19 protein-coding genes are annotated in these 17750 nt (G+C 68.1%); 9 read left to right on the top strand and 10 right to left on the bottom strand.

What is annotated here, in order from left to right; genetic code table 11:
- Positions 1-5: 5 nt before the first annotated feature.
- Both ABZ909_RS17845 and ABZ909_RS17840 read right to left on the bottom strand, forming a co-directional pair.
- Positions 6-1100, bottom strand: a complete 1095-nt coding sequence (locus ABZ909_RS17845) for a hypothetical protein (protein ID WP_357000571.1) — start codon at positions 1098-1100, stop codon at positions 6-8.
- Positions 1101-1152: 52 nt separating this feature from the next.
- Complete coding sequence (locus tag ABZ909_RS17840) at positions 1153-2118, bottom strand: metallophosphoesterase (RefSeq protein WP_357000568.1); 966 nt, start codon at positions 2116-2118, stop codon at positions 1153-1155.
- A gap of 83 nt (positions 2119-2201) precedes the next feature.
- On the opposite strand from ABZ909_RS17840, the gene ABZ909_RS17835 reads away from it, so the two are divergent.
- On the top strand, positions 2202-2666 hold the full coding sequence (locus ABZ909_RS17835) for a GatB/YqeY domain-containing protein (protein ID WP_357000565.1): 465 nt from the start codon (positions 2202-2204) through the stop codon (positions 2664-2666).
- A gap of 60 nt (positions 2667-2726) precedes the next feature.
- On the opposite strand, the gene ABZ909_RS17830 is transcribed toward ABZ909_RS17835, so the two are convergent.
- The gene (locus ABZ909_RS17830) at positions 2727-5090 is read right to left on the bottom strand and encodes a transglycosylase domain-containing protein (protein ID WP_357000562.1); all 2364 of its coding nucleotides are present in this window, start codon (positions 5088-5090) and stop codon (positions 2727-2729) included.
- 300 nt (positions 5091-5390) lie between these two features.
- On the opposite strand from ABZ909_RS17830, the gene ABZ909_RS17825 reads away from it, so the two are divergent.
- On the top strand, positions 5391-5714 hold the full coding sequence (locus tag ABZ909_RS17825) for a WhiB family transcriptional regulator (protein ID WP_033089817.1): 324 nt from the start codon (positions 5391-5393) through the stop codon (positions 5712-5714).
- Positions 5715-5836: 122 nt separating this feature from the next.
- Here ABZ909_RS17825 and ABZ909_RS17820 read toward each other — a convergent pair whose 3' ends face one another.
- The gene (locus ABZ909_RS17820; RefSeq protein WP_357000558.1) at positions 5837-7015 is read right to left on the bottom strand and encodes an ArsA family ATPase; all 1179 of its coding nucleotides are present in this window, start codon (positions 7013-7015) and stop codon (positions 5837-5839) included.
- A gap of 2 nt (positions 7016-7017) precedes the next feature.
- Positions 7018-8037 (bottom strand): ArsA-related P-loop ATPase, encoded by a 1020-nt coding sequence (locus ABZ909_RS17815; RefSeq protein ID WP_357000555.1) that lies wholly within the window; start codon positions 8035-8037, stop codon positions 7018-7020.
- A 254-nt stretch (positions 8038-8291) separates the two neighbouring features.
- Here ABZ909_RS17815 and ABZ909_RS17810 point away from each other — a divergent pair, with 254 nt between their 5' ends.
- From ABZ909_RS17810 to ABZ909_RS17800, 3 genes are all read left to right on the top strand, one after another.
- Complete coding sequence (locus tag ABZ909_RS17810) at positions 8292-8456, top strand: DUF4177 domain-containing protein (RefSeq protein WP_085996654.1); 165 nt, start codon at positions 8292-8294, stop codon at positions 8454-8456.
- On the top strand, positions 8456-8911 hold the full coding sequence (locus ABZ909_RS17805; RefSeq protein WP_357000552.1) for a RidA family protein: 456 nt from the start codon (positions 8456-8458) through the stop codon (positions 8909-8911). The genes ABZ909_RS17810 and ABZ909_RS17805 overlap by 1 nt, the downstream gene beginning before the upstream one ends.
- An 81-nt stretch (positions 8912-8992) precedes the next feature.
- The gene (locus ABZ909_RS17800) at positions 8993-9799 is read left to right on the top strand and encodes an MBL fold metallo-hydrolase (protein WP_357000549.1); all 807 of its coding nucleotides are present in this window, start codon (positions 8993-8995) and stop codon (positions 9797-9799) included.
- Positions 9800-9928: 129 nt separating this feature from the next.
- On the opposite strand, the gene ABZ909_RS17795 is transcribed toward ABZ909_RS17800, so the two are convergent.
- Together ABZ909_RS17795 and ABZ909_RS17790 are read right to left on the bottom strand one after the other, a co-directional pair.
- Entirely contained in the window at positions 9929-10603 is a 675-nt protein-coding gene (locus tag ABZ909_RS17795; RefSeq protein ID WP_019044571.1) for a Crp/Fnr family transcriptional regulator, read from the bottom strand.
- A gap of 272 nt (positions 10604-10875) precedes the next feature.
- Positions 10876-11103 carry a hypothetical protein gene (locus ABZ909_RS17790; protein WP_081986109.1) on the bottom strand — a complete coding sequence of 76 codons (228 nt, stop codon included), beginning with the start codon at positions 11101-11103 and terminating at the stop codon, positions 10876-10878.
- A gap of 286 nt (positions 11104-11389) precedes the next feature.
- Here ABZ909_RS17790 and nth point away from each other — a divergent pair, with 286 nt between their 5' ends.
- From nth to ABZ909_RS17770, 4 genes are read left to right on the top strand one after another with little or no spacing between them, the layout of a single operon-like run.
- A complete protein-coding gene (nth, locus tag ABZ909_RS17785; RefSeq protein WP_357001195.1) occupies positions 11390-12070 on the top strand; it encodes an endonuclease III in 681 nt (226 codons plus the stop codon).
- Positions 12067-12729, top strand: a complete 663-nt coding sequence (locus tag ABZ909_RS17780) for a TlpA disulfide reductase family protein (RefSeq protein WP_357000545.1) — start codon at positions 12067-12069, stop codon at positions 12727-12729. The genes nth and ABZ909_RS17780 overlap by 4 nt, the downstream gene beginning before the upstream one ends.
- Positions 12730-12766: 37 nt before the next feature.
- Entirely contained in the window at positions 12767-13495 is a 729-nt protein-coding gene (locus ABZ909_RS17775) for a CoA pyrophosphatase (RefSeq protein ID WP_357000542.1), read from the top strand.
- Positions 13492-14685, top strand: a complete 1194-nt coding sequence (locus tag ABZ909_RS17770; protein ID WP_357000539.1) for a MarP family serine protease — start codon at positions 13492-13494, stop codon at positions 14683-14685. Before ABZ909_RS17775 ends, ABZ909_RS17770 begins: the two co-directional genes overlap by 4 nt.
- Before the next feature lie 71 nt (positions 14686-14756).
- Here the strand turns inward: ABZ909_RS17770 and ABZ909_RS17765 are convergent, their stop codons facing one another.
- From ABZ909_RS17765 to nhaA, 3 genes are read right to left on the bottom strand one after another with little or no spacing between them, the layout of a single operon-like run.
- The gene (locus ABZ909_RS17765) at positions 14757-15707 is read right to left on the bottom strand and encodes an alpha/beta hydrolase (RefSeq protein ID WP_357000536.1); all 951 of its coding nucleotides are present in this window, start codon (positions 15705-15707) and stop codon (positions 14757-14759) included.
- Positions 15708-15730: 23 nt separating this feature from the next.
- Positions 15731-16246 carry a phage holin family protein gene (locus tag ABZ909_RS17760; protein ID WP_357000533.1) on the bottom strand — a complete coding sequence of 172 codons (516 nt, stop codon included), beginning with the start codon at positions 16244-16246 and terminating at the stop codon, positions 15731-15733.
- A 41-nt stretch (positions 16247-16287) separates the two neighbouring features.
- Positions 16288-17511 (bottom strand): Na+/H+ antiporter NhaA, encoded by a 1224-nt coding sequence (nhaA, locus tag ABZ909_RS17755; protein WP_357001192.1) that lies wholly within the window; start codon positions 17509-17511, stop codon positions 16288-16290.
- Positions 17512-17750 lie beyond the last annotated feature (239 nt).

Below are 17750 nucleotides of genomic sequence, written 5' to 3'. Positions count from 1 at the left end.
GCCGCCTATTGGATCGGGCGGATGCTGGCGAGAATCTTCTTCGCTAGGGTCGCGTCCACGGACTGGTCCACCCCGGTGTCCGCGGCGATGGTGAACACGAAAGCGCCGCTGTCGCCGGGGAAGGCGAAGGTGTAGACCGAATACGTCGAGGCGCAGCCCGCCGCCGGAGCCGGGGCAGTGCCCTTGGTCTCCATGTAGACGCCCTGCAGCTGCCCGTCCGACGACTGGAACGACTCCGCCGCACCGGGCGTCGCACCCGTCGACGTGGACCAGCCGATACGGCCCATCCGGGTGCCGATGTCGGCCGCCGCCCTCGCCGGATCCGTCTCGTCGGACTGGGTCAGAAAGATGTTGGTGCGCACGTACTTCGGGCAGTACTCGATGCCGTCCTGCGCCAGCCCGGCCACCGGAATGCTGTCCGCGCCGCTGCCGAAGGCGCTCTGCCCGGTGCCGTCCACCTTCCAGTTCTGCGGAATGTCGTATGCCGCACCGTTATCCGGGATCGTGACCACGTGGTACCCGGGGATCACCGCGGCGGGCGTGCTGGTCGCCTTCGGGCCGGTGGTCCTGGTGGCCGTCGGCCGGCCCGACTGGGTGGGCTTGGCCGCGGTCGAGGTGAGCGCGCTGATCAGCGACGGTGTGGGATTCGACTTGGCCGAGGCGTCGTTCGAGTTCCGGTGCACCAGCGCCACGACCACCACCGCGACGATGATCGCCAGCACCAGCACGCCGACACCGGCGAACAGCCATACCCGGCCCTTGCCGCCACCGGGCGGCGGGGGATAGCCGGGAGGCCGGCCATAACCCTGCGGCGCGCCGAACGCCTGCGTCTGCGGGTACCCGGTGGGGCCCGCCGGGTACCGGGCCGGGCCGGGCGGATAGGGCTGGCCGTACGGACCGCCGGTGAGGGGAGTCGTCGGCTGCGGCTGCCCGTAGCCGGGCTGCTGCCAGCCCGGATTGGGTTGCGGCGCGCCATAACCCGGCTGCGGCGGCTGTTGCGGCTGCTGCCAGGCCTGATCCTGTCCGGGCACACCCTGCCACCAGTCCGGATCCGGTTCCGGACGGCCGGGCTCGTTGCTGTGGTCGTTTCCACTGGTCACAGTTGCCCCCTGACTGACGACTACATGCCGCGCTGTATATCGCGGCGGGCGGTCACCGCGCGACAGCCTCCGACGACGCGGTGCGACCCCGCCCCGACTCGGCGACCGGCTTCTTCGGCGGCGCGCCGACCAGCGTCAACAGCGTCGCCTCCGGGCGGCAGCAGAACCGGTACGGAGCCCAGGGCGAGGTCCCCAGACCCGCCGACACGTGCAGCCGGGTGTGCGCGCCCCAGCGCGAGGCGCCCTTCACCCGGGCCCGGTCGATCCCGCAGTTGGTCACCAGGGCGCCGAAGCCCGGCAGGCACAGTTGCCCACCGTGGGTGTGGCCCGCCATCACCAGGTCGTAACCGTCGGCCGCGAACCGGTCCAGTACCCGCGGCTCCGGCGAGTGGGTGAGCCCGATGCTCAAGTCCGCCAGCGGATTCGGCGCACCCGCCACGGTGTCGTAACGGTCCCGCTGCAGATGCGGGTCGTCCACGCCCGCGGTCGACATACGCACCCCGGCGACCTCGATATCGCGGCGCACATGCGTCAGATCCAGCCAGCCCCGCTCGGTGAACGCGGCCCGCAGATCCTGCCAGGGCAGCGGATCGCCGTAGACCCGCTTGTGGTCCTTGTTGAAGTACCTGAGCGGGTTCTTCGGCACCGGCGCGAAGTAATCGTTCGAGCCGAACACGAAAATGCCGGGGCGCGCGAGCAGTCCGCCCAGCGACTGCACCACCGCGGGCACCGACTTCTGGTGCGAGAGGTTGTCCCCGGTGTTCACCACCAGATCCGGCTCCAGCCGGTCCAGCTCCCGCAGCCAGGCCTGCTTCAGCTGCTGCCCGGGCATCATGTGCAGGTCGCTGATGTGCAGCACCCGTAGGGAGGGCTTGCCCGGTTCCAGCACCGGTAGCGTCGCCTCACGCAGCGTGAAGGCATTGCGCTCGATGAGCGTCGCGTATCCGATTCCGGCGACCGCGGCCCCGGCGGCTCCGAGTGCGGCACGGCTGAGTGCGGAGGTCGAGAAGACGGGCATTTGCCCAGAATAGGCGACCCGGCGGAGAAACATCGAGTCAAATGAGCTGGACCACGATAGAAGTCCCTCGTACCGTGTCGCTCATGTCGGAACTCAAATCCAAGCTGCGGTCGGACATGACCACCGCGATGAAGAGCAAGGACACGCTGCGGCTGGCCACGCTGCGGATGCTGCTGTCCGCGGTTCAGAACGCGGAGGTCGCCGGGCCAGAGGCCCGTGAGCTTTCCGACCCGGAGATCATCGCCGTCCTGCAGAAGGAGGCGAAGAAGCGCAATGAGGCCGCCGTCGTCTACGAGCAGGCCGGGCGTGGCGAACTGGCGGCCAACGAGCGCGCCGAGGAATCGATCATCGACGAGTACCTGCCCACCCAGCTCACCGATGCCGAGGTGGGCGACATCGCCGACACCGCCATCGCCACCATCGCCGAGCAGCTGGGGGAGCGGCCGGGGATGAAGCAGATGGGTCAGGTCATGAAGGCCGCGACGGCGCTCGCTTCGGGTCGCGCGGACGGGTCGCGTATCTCCGCCGCCGTGAAGGCGCGACTCTGACGCTGTCTTATTAATACGAAAGGCCCGGAGTGAGTGAATCACTCCGGGCCTTTCCTTCGCTTACCGCGGGATCGGGATGGGAATCGGGATCGGCGGCAGTTGCGGGAGGGGGATGCTCGGCAATCCCGGCATCGCGGGCGGCGCGTTCGGCGCCGGCGCCGGGATCTGACTGCCGTCGCTCACGTAGAGCGTGATCACCGAGCCCGGGATGGCCGACCCGTTCGGCGAGACGTTCATGACCGTCCCCTTGTTCGCGCCCGGCTGCGTCGTCACCGACACCTGGAAGCCCGCCCCGACCAGGGTGGAGGTGGCCTCCGCCTGAGACATGCCGATCACATCCGGGATCTGTGAATTGTTCGATCCGCGAACGTACTTGTCGTCCAGCGGCGGCAGCACCGCCGGCGGGAACCGGTCGAGCACGTTCTTCATCGCGCCCAGATAGGTTTTAGCCGGTTCATTACCGCCGTACAGGTTTCCGCTGCCGCAGCTGCGCAGCGGGAACGAGCAGATCTCGCCCGGCGTCGGGCTGTCGCCGTAGATGTAGCTGGCCCCGGCGAAGGAGTTGGTGAAGGCCAGGAAGGCCGAGGACCGGTGGGTCTCGGTGGTCCCCGTCTTGGCCGAGGTCGGGACGTTCCAGCCCACCGAGTGCGCCGAACCCGCACCGGTACCGCTCACCACGTCCTGGCTCAGGGCATTGGCGAGGGTGTTGGCCAGGCCCGGATCCACCACCTGCTCACACGCCTGCTGGGTCAGCGGCACCTGCTTGCCGTTGCGGTCCACCACCTCCTTGATCGGGGTGGGCGGGCACCACTTGCCGTTGGAGGCCAGTGTGGCAGCCACATTCGATAGTTCGAGGGGATTGATCGCCACCGGGCCCAGGGTGAACGAGCCCAGGTTCTGGTCCTTGATCATGTCGGCCAGGCTCTGGTTGCCGTGGCCGGAGGTGCCGGGCTGGGTGTAGGAACGCATGCCCAGGCGGACCGCCATATCGACGGTCGGCTGCACCCCGACGGCCTGGATCAGCTTGACGAAGGCCGTGTTCGGCGAGGTCGCCAGCGCCTGCGTCACCGACATCGAGCCCGCGTAGTTGCCCGCGTTCTTCACGCAGTAGGTCTCGGGCGGGCAGCCCGGCGTCCCGGAATTACCCATGCCCTTGGCCGAGAAGAACGACGGGACATCCAGCGTGGCGTTGATGCCCAGGCCCTTCTCCATGGCCGCGGCCGTGGTGAAGATCTTGAAGATCGAGCCCGCGCCGTCACCGACCATCGAGTACGGCTGCGGCTGCACGGTCTGATGCGCGTTGGCGTCCAGGCCGTAGACGCGGCTCGAGCCCATGGCCAGCACCGGATGCGAATCCTGGCCGGGCGCCACGATATTCATGACCTCGGCGATGTCGTCCAGGGTCGGGTTGGTGTTGGCGGCCAGCGAGTCGCGCACCTGGTCCTGGACCGCTGGATCCAGCGTGGTGTGGATCAGGTAGCCGCCCTTCTCGAGCTGATCGCGGCTGATGCCGGCGTTGTTCAGGTACTGCATCGCGTAGTCGCAGAAGAAGCCGCGGTCATTGGCCGCGATGCAACCGCGCGGCAGGCCTTTGGGCTCGGGCAGCACGCCGAGGGGCAATTCCTTGGCCTTGCGGTATTCGTCGGCGCGGTTGGGCACGTTCTGGATCAGCGTGTCCAGCACGGTGTTCCGGCGCTCCAGCACACCCGCGGCGTTGGTGTACGGGTTCAGCTTGGAGCTGGACTGCACCATGCCGGCGAGCATGGCCGACTGCACCACGTTCAGATCCTTGGCATCCACGCCGAAGTAGGTCTGCGCGGCGTCCTGGATGCCGTAGGAGCCATTGCCGAACGGCACCAGATTGAGATACCGGGTGAGGATCTCATCCTTGGTGAGCCGCTTGTCCAGGGTCAGTGCCATCCGGATCTCGCGGATCTTGCGGGCGGGGGTGGTCTCGATGGCGGCCCGGCGCTCGGCGTCGGTCTTGGCCACGACGAGCAGCAGGTAGTTCTTCACATACTGCTGGTCGATGGTGGAGCCACCCTGTGAGACCTGGCCGCCCGACGTGTTGGTCAGGAAGGCGCGGAAGGTGCCCTGCCAGTCCACACCGTGGTGGTCGGCGAAGCGCTTGTCCTCCACCGAGACCAGGGACAGCTTCATGTCATTGGAGATCTTCTCGCTGGGGACCTCGAAGCGGCGCTGCTCGTACAGCCAGGCGAACGGTGTCCCATTCGCATCCACCATGGTCGAGACGGCGGGCACACTGCCCTCGACGAGTTCGGCGGAGACATTGTCGACGGCGTCCGCGGCTCGGTTGGAGATGAACCCGAAGCCACCGGCGAGCGGGAACAGCAGACCGGCGAGCAGCACGGCGGCCAAGACGCACGCGCCTGCCAGTCTCCAGAGCGTTCGTGTGATCGGCACGGGCCCTAGCCTAATTGGCCTTCCGGACACTCGGCGTTCGCCCGGCGGGGTGTTCATTCGTCCTGAAAGAGACGGACTGACCGGTTCCATGCAACGAATGCGTGGACGGACGTACCAGAAAATCTCGGGACGGTCTTGCGCAGGCCGCACACCTTTACCTAGATTGAGAACCCAGTGTGATAGAGCTAACACTCAAAGTGGAATGTGGTGCAGAACGCAGTGGGGTTGGGTAACTGCGCGCTGCACTCGCGATTCTGGAGCGCCGTGACCCGGTGTTCGGACTGCAAAGGGGCACACCAAATGCACATGACTACCCCGATCGCTCGATTGGACGTGGAGCAGGCCGAAGCGAGAATCGCCTGGGTTTCCCAGGCCCGATGCAAGGAAGTGGATCCCGACCAGCTGTTCGTGCGTGGCGCAGCGCAGCGCAAAGCGGCAACCATCTGTCGGCACTGCCCGGTGCTGATGGAGTGCGGGGCGGATGCCCTGGACAACCGTGTCGAGTTCGGAGTGTGGGGCGGCATGACCGAGCGGCAGCGCCGCGCGCTGCTCAAGCAGCATCCGGAGGTGACGAGTTGGGCGGACTTCTTCCGCGTCCAGCGATCACAGAAGGTAGCAATGTAAGCGAGTATCCCTTACCCAGATCCCCCCTATAAGCAGAACGGATCGAGCCCGCGAAAGCGGGCTCGATCCGTGTCCGGGGTCGGATCGGGCATTTCAAACCAAAGGGTCGAACTGCCTGACTCTCAGGCGGACTTCACGCCCGACTCGACCAGCTGGTCACCCACCACACGCAGCGCTTCCAGGTCGGCGACCTCGAACGGCAGCGCGGTGACGGCCACGATCGGGACGCTCGGGTGCGCGCTCGTGAAGCGGTGCAGCAGATGCTGTTCCCGCTTGGCGGTGGCGGCCCGGTGGGCGTGAATGCGCAGCACCGCGGCGGCCAGGGACTCAGGGGTCTCCCCCTCGGGTTCCGGCGTCGCGCCGTTGGTCGCGGTCTCCGGCGCGAGCCGATCCGCGGCGACCTGCGCCTCCTCCGCGGACAGGCCGCTCAGCACCGGGTGCGTCCGGTTCAGTACCAGGCCGGCCAGCGGCATCCGGTCGGTCGAGAGGCGATCGACGAAGAAGCTCGCCTCGCGCAGTGCGTCCGGCTCGGCCGCGGCCACCACCAGGAAGTGGGTGCCCGGTCGCGACAGCATGGCGTAGGTGCGGTCCGCGCGATCCTGGAAGCCGCCGAACATGGACTCCAGTGACTGCAAGAAGACACTGGCGTCTTTGAGCAATTGACCGCCGACGATGGTCGACACGCCGCGCAGTGCCAGGCTCATGGCGCCCGCCACGAACCTCCCGACCCCGCGGCCCGGGGCCATGATGACCCGGATCATCTTGCCGTTGAGGAAGTTGCCCAGCCGTTTCGGCGCGTCCAGGAAGTCCAGGGCATTGCGGGAGGGTGGGGTGTCGACCACGATCAGGTCCCACTCCCGCTTGGATGCCAGCTGCCCGAGCTTCTCCATCGCCATGTACTCCTGGGTGCCACCGAAGGAGGACGCGACGGTCTGGTAGATCGGGTTGGCGAAGATCTGCTCGGCCTTGTCGGGGCTGGTGTGCTCCAGCACCATATCGTCGAAGGTGCGGCGCATGTTCAGCATCATGGCGAACAGCTCGCCCTTGGCCTCGGGCCCGAGTTCGACCTTCTGCGGGACGTTTCCGAGATCGCTCACGCCCAGCGACTGGGCCAGCCGGCGCGCCGGGTCGATGGTGAGGACGACGACCTTGCGGCCGGACTCGGCGGCGCGCAGCGCGATGGCCGCGGCCGTGGTGGTCTTGCCGACGCCGCCGGAGCCGCAGCACACCACGATGCGGGCCGACGGATCCGCGAGGATCTTCGAAATGTCCAGGGGCACAGTGCCTGCCGGAACGACCATGACTAGCGAACCCCCTGCGCGCTCAAGACTTCGGCCAGCTCGTAGAGCCCGCCCAGATCCATGCCGTCGGCCAGCGACGGCAGGTACAGCCGCGAGATGTCGAGCTGGGCCAGTTCCGCGGCGCTCTCGTCCTGGGCGGCCAGCCGTGCGGAATGCTCCACGGTCTCGGCGACCAGGCCCTCGAAATCGGTCTCGGACAGGCTGATCCCGGCCTCGGTCAGCCCGGCCTGCAGGGCGTCGATGTCGACCGCACCCTGCGCGGCCTGTTCGCGCACCGAGCGCGGCAGGTAGCCCTCGCTCGCCCGATTCACGATGACCGTGCCGATATTCAGGTCGTTGGCGGTGAGTTCGGCGACGGCGTCGGCGGTTTCCTGCACCGGCAGCGCTTCCAGCAGCGTGACCAGGTGGATCATGGTCTGCTCGGAGTGCAGCAGCTTGGACACGCCCTCGGCCTGCGAGGCGATGGGACCGCCGCCGGCGATCTCGGCCATGGCCTGGGTGACGTCCAGGAAGCTGGCGATGCGGCCGGTCGGGGGCGCGTCGATGACGATCTCGTCGTAGGCGGGCTTGCCGGACTTGTCGGCGCGCACCGCGCATTCCTTGATCTTGCCGGTGAGGATCACGTCGCGCAGGCCCGGCGCGATGGTGGTGACGAACTCGATCGCGCCCACCCGGCGCATGGCGCGACCGGCGAAGCCCAGGTTGTAGAACATGTCGAGGTACTCGAGGAAGGCGTGCTCGACGTCGAGGGCCAGCGCCATCACCTCGCCGCCGCCGTCCGCGGTGGCGATGCGAGTCTCGGTGGGCGGCAAGGGCGGGAGATCGAACAGCTGGGCAATCGACTGTCTGCCCTCGACCTCGACCAGCAGCACCCGGCGCCCCCCGGCGGCCAGTGCCAGTGCGAGCGCCCCGGCGACGGTCGACTTCCCGGTGCCCCCCTTCCCGGAAACGTAGTGCAGGCGGGCCTTGTCCGCCCGCTCCGGCCAACCTGCTTCGACCCCCGGCTCAACCGAAACGGGCACTGCTATCGGTACTCCCACGCTCGCGAGCCTATAACTCGTTCCCAAATCCTGCCCAGAGGCGCGACAAACTGTCTGATACACCACTCCGAGTTCGCGGCGGACTGACGGAGCGGGGGAGCGAAGCGGAGGGGCGGAGGAGGGAAGGTCGAGGTACCGGCTCCATAGACCTGCGCCTCGGCCGCGAACAGTCGGAGCGAAGGGGAGGCAGACGGGGCGCAGCACTGCGGGAACCTGGCCGGGGCTAGTCTCAGCGCATGAGTGATGTGACCGTGTGGGAGTACGCGACCGTGCCCCTGTTGACCCATGCCACCAAGGCCATTCTGGACCAGTGGGGTTCCGACGGATGGGAACTCGTCACGGTGCTGCCCGGACCCACCGGCGAACAGCATGTCGCCTACCTGAAGCGGGCGAAGAGCTGATGTCCTGGGCCGAGAACCTGAAGGAGCTCGGGCTCGAACTGCCGCCGGCCCCGAAGCCGGTCGCGGTGTACGTGCCCGGTGTCCGGTCCGGCAACTACGTCTACACCTCCGGCCAGTTGCCATTCGTGAACGGCGAGCTGCCGCTGACCGGCAAGCTCGGCGCCGAGGTCACCGTCGAGCAGGGCGCGGAGATGGCCAAGCTGGCCGCTCTCAATGCCCTTGCGGTCGTGCACGATCTGGTCGGCCTCGACAATGTCGTGCGCATCGTCAAGGTCGTCGGTTTCGTGGCCTCCGCGTCCGGCTTCAACAGCCAGCCGCTGGTCATCAACGGCGCGTCCGAGCTGCTCGGCGCGGTGCTCGGCGAGGCCGGGGTGCACGCCCGTTCCGCTGTCGGCGTCAACGAGCTGCCCCTGAACACCCCGGTCGAGGTGGAACTCATCGCCGAGGTGCGATAGCCCCGAAATGCTTGGGGCACAGTCGAAAGCGTGATGCGTTCAACTCTGGACGCATCACGCTCGGTGCATTAGGACGAAACAATGACGCTCACTCATCCCGCGTACGGGCAACTGCGGCAGGTGACTCCGTCCGCCGCCGTCGTGCTGGCCGACAATCCCAGCGGAATGACGTTGCAGGGCACCAACACCTGGCTGCTGCGCGCCCCCGGCGCCACGGAATACGTTGTGGTGGACCCGGGGCCGAAGGATCGCGCGCACACCGCGAATCTGGTGCGCGAGACCGGTGGGAACATCGCTCTCACCCTCATCACCCACAAGCATCACGACCACACCGGCGGCATCGACCACCTGGTCGAGGCCACCGGTACCCCGGTGCGCGCCAAGGATTCCGAGTTCTTGCGCGGCACCGGTACCGATCTGACCGACGGTGAGGTCATCGAGGTCGCCGGGCTGCGCATCACGGTGCTCGCTACCGCGGGGCACACCGAGGACTCGCTCAGCTTCCTGCTCGACGGCCCGGACGGTGAGCAGGCGCTGCTCACCGGTGACACCGTCCTCGGAAGTGGTACGACCGTCCTGGAATCCTGGGATGGCGCGCTGGCGGCCTATCTGGACTCCCTGGACCGGCTCGTGGCGGTCGCTCCCGGCCGCACCCTGCTCCCGGCCCACGGTCCCGATCACGCCGACGCCGAACCGGTCATCCGCTACTACATCGCCCACCGCGAGGAGCGCCTGAACCAGGTCCGCGCCGCCCTGGAGAAGCTGGGCCCCAAGGCCGAAGCGCTGCAGATCGTCGCCGAGGTCTACGCCGATGTGGACAAGCGCCTCTGGCCGGCCGCGCACAGTTCGGTCGAAGCGCAGTTGGCGTATCTGCGTTCGCAGGGATAGGGGTCTCAGGGGCGAAGCCCCCGAGAATCCGAACAGTTTGGTCCGTTCACACGTTGAGGCGCGTCACCACCGCTACGGGGGTGGCGACGCGCCTCGCGTATGTGGCCTCGCGTATGTAATTGTCGCCGCTCAGCGAGCGCGACGAGCCAGTCTCTCCGAGTCGGAGATCAGCACGCTCTTGCCCTCGAGCCGCAGCCAGCCGCGGTGCGCGAAGTCGGCGAGCGCCTTGTTCACGGTCTCGCGGGAGGCGCCGACCAGCTGGGCGATCTCCTCCTGGGTGAGGTCGTGGGTCACGCGCAGCGCGCCCGCCTCCTGGGTGCCGAAGCGCTGGGCCAGCTGCAGCAGCGCCTTGGCGACACGACCCGGAACATCGGTGAAGATCAGGTCGGCCAGGTTGTTGTTGGTGCGGCGCAGGCGACGGGCGAGCACCCGCAGCAGCTGCTCGGCGATCTCGGGTCGCTGATCGATCCACGCCTTGAGGGCGTCCCGGTCCATGGTGACCGCGCGGACCTCGGTGACGGTGGTGGCCGTCGAGGTGCGCGGGCCCGGGTCGAAGATCGAGAGCTCGCCGAACATGTCCGACGGGCCCATGATCGTCAGCAGGTTCTCACGACCGTCGGGGGAGCGGCGGCCGATCTTCACCTTGCCCGAGGTGATGATGTACAACCGGTCGCCGGGTTCGCCCTCGTTGAAGATGACGTGGCCGCGCGGGAAGTCAACGGGCTGCAGCTGTTTGGCGAGAGCGGCCACCGCGGTGGGCTCGACGCCTTGGAAGATGCCTGCTCTGGCGAGGGCCTCGTCCACGAATGTGCTCCTTTGGGAAATGGCTCTGTCCTGGACCGAAACGACTCGGCCGACAGTGCAGTCTACTTTGCAATACCGCCGGGTAGTGATAGACACCACGCGCCGAGCTCATTCTCAGACACGCGGAGCCCCAGTACGCGACACACAACGACGGTTTCGCGACACGCTTCACAAGTAATCTACGACACGCCGTGAGACCGGCGTCATGAAGATCGTAAAAAGTGGTCCGGAGCCGAAAGCCTCCGGACCACTCGACCACCGACCCGCGCGGATCAGCTGGCCTGTGCGACGTCCATTCCCTTGGCTGCGGGCCGGGCACGCCGCGGACGCGCCGCCGCGGCCGGCAAACCCAGCTTTGTCAGATCACTGACCTCGGCATTCGTGGCTCGATCGAGATACTGCTGGACCTCCGGGTCTGGTTCGAGAAGCTTGCGGAGTCGATTCTCGACCCGTTCCATCACCAACGCGAACAGCATCAGCGCTATCGGAAACAGCACCACAGCGAGTCCTTGCATAGGCAGCAGTAAACACGCCGAAGGTCTCAGATGGAACACGGCGGGTACTCGGCCCGGTTGTGGGGCAGGGGTGGTTCCGTAAGGTGGGGGCGTGCGTGTCTCTGAATCCAACGCGGCCGTGAGCGGGGCAGACCCGGATAATTCGGGCGTTCAAGCGACCTTTGACGGGGATCCGGTCGATGTCTCGGATGCGCCACGGTTTTCGCGTCCGGCCAAAGCGCGCAAGCGCGACAAAGAGACTCGGATCGGCCTGGTCCGACGGGCTCGGCGCATGTACCGGGAAATGACCCTCGAGTTCCCCGACGCGCACTGTGAGCTGGATTTCACCACGCCTCTCGAATTGGCGGTCGCCACAATTCTTTCCGCGCAGTGCACCGACGTGCGGGTGAACCTCACCACACCCGCGCTGTTCGCGAAGTACCGCAGTGCACGCGATTACGCCGAAGCGAATCGGGCCGAGCTGGAGGAGTACATCCGGCCCACCGGCTTCTACCGCAACAAGGCCAATTCCCTCATCGGGCTGGGCCAGGAACTGGTCGAGCGTTTCGACGGTGAACTGCCGGGCACCCTCGGCGAACTGGTCACCCTGCCCGGCATCGGGCGCAAGACCGCGAATGTCATCCTCGGCAATGCCTTCGATGTCCCGGGCATCACCGTCGACACCCATTTCGGGCGCCTGGTGCGGCGCTGGGGCTGGACCGCGGAGGAGGATCCGGTCAAGATCGAGCACGCCGTCGGCGAGCTGATCGAGCGCCGCGACTGGACCATGCTCTCGCACCGGGTGATCTTCCACGGCCGCCGCGTCTGCCATGCGCGCAAGCCCGCATGCGGCGCGTGCCTGCTGGCCAACGACTGCCCGTCCTTCGGCGAGGGGCCGACCGATCCGACCGAGGCCGCCAAGCTGGTGAAGGGCCCGGAGACCGAGCATCTCCTCGAACTGGTCGGCCTGTGAGCGCCGATACGGCGCGGGGCAATACCGGGTGGCGGTGGGCGCTGGCGGCGGTGATCGTCGCCGTGGCGGTGGCGGTCGCTTTGTGGCCGCAGTTCACCCACACCGACGACAAGAGTGCCGCGACCGGCTCGACGACGGCCACCGGGCCCGCCGAACCGGCTGTCGCCGAATCGGATCGGGCCGCGGCGGCGCTGGCCGCCTGTCCCCTGCCCACCGGCGCGCCCGTCGGCGACAGCCCGCTGCGCGGCATCACGCTGGACTGCCTGGCCGACGGCCGGCCGGTGGATCTGGTCGCAGCGCTGGCCGGCAAGCCCGCGCTGCTCAATCTGTGGGCTTACTGGTGCGGTCCGTGCGCGGAGGAACTGCCGCTGCTGCAACAGTTCTCGCAGCAGGCCGGGAACGCGCTCACGGTGCTGACCGTGCACACCGATCAGGGGACCGCCAAGGCGCTGTCGCGGCTGAGCGGACTCGGCATCCACCTGCCCGGGGTCGAGGATCCGAATGCCAGGGTCCGCACCGCGGTCGGCGCGCCCGCCGTGCTGCCGATCTCGGTGCTGTTGCGCGCCGATGGCACCGTTGCGAAAGTCGTGGTGCGCCCGTTCACCAGCGTCGAGGACATTTCCGCCACCGTCGCGGCCGAATTGGGGGTCAGGGCGTGAGGGCGGGACGAGTGGATCTTTCGACAAGGGCGTGGTGATGAGACTCGAGCCGTCTGCGAATGGCATTCCGGAGTGGCTGCGCGGGGTGGCGGAGCACGACCCGGCCGATCCCACCGGCGTGAACCCGGTGCTGCGCCACAGCACCATGCGGCGCTTCGCCGCCGCGACGACCCGGGCCCGGGAGGCGTCGGTGCTGGTGCTCTTCGGCGGCTCCCCCGAGCCGGATCCGACTGCGCCGGGCGGGCTTCCGGCCGATGCCGACGTGCTGCTCACCCAGCGTGCCGCCACCCTGCGCCAGCACAGCGGCCAGGTGGCGTTCCCGGGCGGCGGGGTGGAGCCGCAGGACGACGGCCCGATCAGCACCGCACTGCGCGAGGCGCGCGAGGAGACGGGCCTCGACCCCGCCGGCGTGGAGCCGATCGCGGTGCTGCCGAAGATTTTCGTGCCGCCATCGCGGTTCGATGTGACGCCGGTGGTCGCCTATTGGCGCACCCCCGGCGAGGTGGGGGTGGTGAGCGAGACGGAGGCCGCCCGCGTGGCGCGGGTGCCGCTGTCGGAGCTCATCGATCCGGCCAACCGTTTCGTGGTGCGCCACCCACTGGGCTATGTGGGCCCGGCGTTCACCGTGGACGGAATGCTGGTGTGGGGGTTCACCGCCGGGGTGCTCGCCGGATTGCTGGCGGTGTCCGGGTGGGAACGTGAATGGGACCATCACGACGTACGTGATCTGCAGGCCGCATTGGCCGCGGTAGGGATGACATTATGAGCGCCTCGGGCTGGCTCGACCTCGGCATCATCATTCTGGCGCTGCTGGCCGCCACCTCCGGGTGGCGGCAGGGCGCGGTCGCTTCGGCGCTGGCCTTCCTAGGCGTGATTCTCGGTGCGGTCGCGGGCATTCTGATCGCGCCGCACATCCTGAAGCACCTGAACGAGGGCCGTACCCGAGTGCTGGTGGGCGTGCTGCTCATCGTGGCGCTGGTGATCGTCGGCGAGGTCGCGGGCATGGTGCTCGGGCGGGCCGCGCGCGGCGGCATGCGGGATCCGTTCACCCGCAGCGTGGACAGCGTGGTGGGCGCGGGCCTGCAGGCGGTGGCGGTGCTGGCCACCGCGTGGCTGCTGGCGCTGCCGCTGACCAACTCCTCGCAGCCGGGAATCGCGGCCGCGGTCACCAACTCCCAGGTGCTGCGCAATGTCGACCATGTCGCGCCGGACTGGCTGCGGCGGGTGCCGACCGACTTCTCGAACCTGCTCAACACCTCCGGGCTGCCGGATGTCATCGGCCCGTTCGGGCACGTCCCGATCACCGCCGTGGAACCGCCCGATCCCAGCGTGCTGCAGCTGCCGGTGGCCCAGCAGCTGCAGGGCAGCGTGCTGCGCATCCGCGGCATCGCGCCCAGTTGCCAACGGCAGCTGGAGGGTTCGGGCTTCGTGGTGGCCCCGGAGCGCATCATGACCAACGCCCACGTGGTCGCGGGCACCAACAATGTCAGCGTGGACACCGCGCGCGGGTCGCTGCCCGCCACCGTCGTGCTGTTCGACTCGTCCAAGGACGTGGCGATCCTCGCGGTGCCGGGCCTGAACGCGCAGCCGCTGGATCTGGCTCCGGCCGACGCCGCCTCGGGGGAGAGCTCCATCGTGCTCGGCTACCCGGGCGGCGGGCGCTACACCGCCAGCGCGGCCCGCGTGCGCGAGACCCTGAACCTGAAGGGTCCCAACATCTACCGCGACGCCGACGTCAAGCGTGAGGTCTACACCATTCGCGGCCAGGTCCGGGCCGGTAATTCCGGCGGCCCGCTGGTGGATACCGACGGCCGGATCCTGGGCGTGGTGTTCGGCGCGGCGGTCACCGACGACGACACCGGATACGTGCTCACCCTCGACGAGGTGCGGCCCGAACTGAGCTCGGCGGCAAGTCAATCGGCGGCGGTCGGCACCGGCAGCTGTGTACTGAGCTGATCCCGGCATAACGGAAAACGGCTCAGGCGAACATGATTCGCCGGGGCCGTTTTCCGTATTGGTGAGCCTGGTCAGGCCAGCAGTTTGGCGATCTCCGCGGTCACCGGCTCTGGATTCTCCTGGTGCGCATAGTGACCCGCGTCCGGGATGGCCACCACCCGGCGCTGCGGTGAGAGCTGCTGGCCGCGGCGGATGGTGCCCGGCAGGATGTACCGGTCGCGGTCGCCGTACAGGGCCAGCGTGGGCACCAGCACCGGTTCACCCATGGCCGCCATGAAACGCCGGCCGTCGGGCCGCCATTGGCTGCGGAAGGCCCAGCGCTGATATTCCAGCGCACAGTGCGCCGCGCCGGGGATCCGGATGGCGGTGCGCATGCGGCGGGCGGTGTCGGTGAATTCCTCGGTGGCCGACCAGCGTTCGCCCACCCGGTCGCGGAGCAGGAGTTCGATCTCGATGCCGTCGCCGCGGGTGAGCCGGGCCTCGGGCACGCGCGGCACCTGATAGCGCAGGAAGTCCGGCAGCCAGGCCGAGCGCTGGGGCTTGTCGCGCAGCACCGCCCGTTTCAGCGCCACCGGATGCGGGGAGCTGATCAGCGCGATGGACCGCACCAGCCGCGGGTGCAGCACGGCGGTGGCCCAGCACACCAGGCCGCCCTCGGCGTGCCCGACCAGGGTCGCCTCGGTGTGGCCCAGCGCGCGGATCAGGCCCGCGACATCACCGGCGAGGGTCCAGCCGTCGTAGCCGCGCGGCGGCTTGTCGGTGTCGCCGTAGCCGCGCAGGTCCACCGCCACCGTGCGGAACCCGCGCGCGGCCAGCCCGGTCAGCTGGTGGCGCCAGGACCACCAGAAGTCGCCGAAGCCGTGCAACAGCACGACCAGCGGCATGTCCGGGTCCGCGTAGGCCATCCCGGCGGGCACGGCCTCGACCACGTGGAAGCGAATGCCGTTGGCATGCACGTCCCGATGGGTCCACGGCCCGTCATAGCGGACTGCGGACGGATCCGGATGCGAATTCGACGACACGCCGATGGAGCGTAATCGAAGGTCTAGGTCCGGGGCTTGTCGAGTTCGACGGAGACCTCGGCCGTCTCCGTGTCGGTGTGGCCGAAACCGCTGGGCAGCACGCTCTTCGCCTCCTTGAGGGACTCGATGGTCTTCTCCGGGGCGCGCAGCTTGCGCACCTTCAGGTAGCCCAGCAGTGCGAAGGCCGCCACCGCCGCGATCATCAGCAGGAACACCACCAGGAACGCGGCCCAGCGATACAGCCAGATGTTGAGCAGTTCGGCGAGGAAGAAGAAAAAGAAGAAGGAGCTGAACAGCAGGATGGTCAGCGCCAGGATGAAGAAGACGCTGCCCTGCAGGCCCTTCTTGATCTCACCGGTCACCTCGGCCTTGGCGAGCTCCACCTCGGCGCGCACCAGGGTCGACATCTGCTCGGTCGCGTCGCGGACCAAGGTGCCGAAGGTGGCCGACTGATGGGCGTCGATATCGGACAGCGGAATCGAAGTGACGGTGCGGGTGCGGTTCCCGTCGTAGCCGTTACCGCCCTGTGTGAAGCTCAATTGCTCGACCCTTCTCCATGTCCCGGTAGTACTGTCCGGTGTCACTCTTGATTTTGCAGTGCCCGCTCGTCACGCCGTGCCTGGTGAGCACGGCCCCGACGCAACAGTAGCGCCGAACCCGCCAGGGAAGCCGCCAAAGACGTGAGCAACACCGCCGCTTTCGCGAGTTCTGCCGCCGACCCGTCGCCGACGTCTTCCAAGGCCAGTTCTGCCACCAAGAGGCTAACGGTGAAGCCGATTGCGCCCAGTACCGACAGGGCGAACATGTCCCGATAACCGAGATCACCGGGTCGTTCCGCGATCCCCAACCGTACGGCGAGCCAACTGGATCCGAAGATGCCGATCGTCTTGCCGACCAGAAGACCCAGGATGATGGCCAGCGCCATCCGGTCGGTGAACAGCTTCGACAGCACGCTCGCATCCAGCGGAACACCCGAGGCGAACAGCGCGAACAACGGTACGCACAGTGCGGCGGAGATGGGCTGGAAGAAATGCTCGAGCCGGGCCGCGGGCACGGAGTGCTCGTTCTCGCCCGGATCCGGGCGCACCCGGGTGAGCAGGCCACAGGCCACGCCCGCGAGGGTGGCGTGAATTCCGGCCTCGTGCAGGGAGTACCAGGCGATCAGGGCCAGCGGGACGTAGATGAACGGGCTGCCGAGCCGGAAGCGCTGGGCCAGCGCCCAGCAGGCCAGGCACAGCACGGCCACCAGCAGCCACAGCATCTTCAGGGTGGTGGTGAACAGGACCGCGATCAGGATGATGGCGATCAGGTCGTCCACCACGGCCAGGCTGAGCAGGAACACCCGGGCGCTGGCCGGAATCCGCGATCCGGTCATGGCGAGCACGGCCAGCGCGAAGGCGATATCGGTGGCGACCGGGATGGCCCAGCCGCGGTCCATGCCCGGTGCGCCCCAGCCGACGGCGGTGGCGATGAGCGCGGGCAACACCACACCGCCGAGGGCGGCCACGATGGGCAGGGTGGCGCGTTTGCGGTCGGCGAGTTCGCCGACCACCAGCTCCCGCTTGAGCTCCAGCCCGGCCACGAAGAAGAAGATCGCCAGCAGGCCGTCCTTGGTCCAGTCGGCCAGAGTGAGGTCGAGGTGGAGGGCGGGAATGGCGAGCTTGGTGTCGACCACGGTCGTGTAGCTCGCGCCCCACGGCGAATTGACCCAGATGAGTGCTGCGGCGGCGGCGATGAGAAGCAGTGCGCCGCCGAAGGTTTCGGTTCTCAGATAGCGGGCCAGCTCGGAGCGGACCTGAGTGATCACGGTGCAGCCTTCCGGTCGGTCGACGAAAAAGCGGCGTGCGACACCACTCCAGGGACCGACGGCACAACCGCATGCCGACCAGACTTCCCGGCACACCTTTTGCGCAATTCTAACGGTTTGCCCGGAACTTCTTGACCACCCCAGCCCTACCTGCCGCCCGGCCCGCACCGCGCCCTCGGGTCCGGCGGTGCGAACGTCCTGCTCGACTGCACCTGGCCGATCGACCTTGCACCACA

Origin of the sequence: Nocardia sp. NPDC046763 (assembly GCF_040645495.1) — a bacterium.
GTDB lineage: Bacteria > Actinomycetota > Actinomycetes > Mycobacteriales > Mycobacteriaceae > Nocardia.
This window is presented reverse-complemented; position numbering and strand designations above follow the sequence as displayed.

Coding starts and splice junctions, on each gene's coding strand:
- ABZ909_RS17840 (WP_357000568.1), bottom strand. CDS start 2,118: ATGCCCGTCTTCTCGACCTCCGCACTCAGCCGTGCCGCACTCGGAGCC.
- ABZ909_RS17835 (WP_357000565.1), top strand. CDS start 2,202: ATGTCGGAACTCAAATCCAAGCTGCGGTCGGACATGACCACCGCGATG.
- ABZ909_RS17825 (WP_033089817.1), top strand. CDS start 5,391: ATGCACATGACTACCCCGATCGCTCGATTGGACGTGGAGCAGGCCGAA.
- ABZ909_RS17805 (WP_357000552.1), top strand. CDS start 8,456: ATGTCCTGGGCCGAGAACCTGAAGGAGCTCGGGCTCGAACTGCCGCCG.
- ABZ909_RS17820 (WP_357000558.1), bottom strand. CDS start 7,015: ATGGTCGTTCCGGCAGGCACTGTGCCCCTGGACATTTCGAAGATCCTC.
- ABZ909_RS17800 (WP_357000549.1), top strand. CDS start 8,993: ATGACGCTCACTCATCCCGCGTACGGGCAACTGCGGCAGGTGACTCCG.
- ABZ909_RS17770 (WP_357000539.1), top strand. CDS start 13,492: ATGAGCGCCTCGGGCTGGCTCGACCTCGGCATCATCATTCTGGCGCTG.
- nth (WP_357001195.1), top strand. CDS start 11,390: ATGTACCGGGAAATGACCCTCGAGTTCCCCGACGCGCACTGTGAGCTG.
- ABZ909_RS17775 (WP_357000542.1), top strand. CDS start 12,767: ATGAGACTCGAGCCGTCTGCGAATGGCATTCCGGAGTGGCTGCGCGGG.
- ABZ909_RS17810 (WP_085996654.1), top strand. CDS start 8,292: ATGAGTGATGTGACCGTGTGGGAGTACGCGACCGTGCCCCTGTTGACC.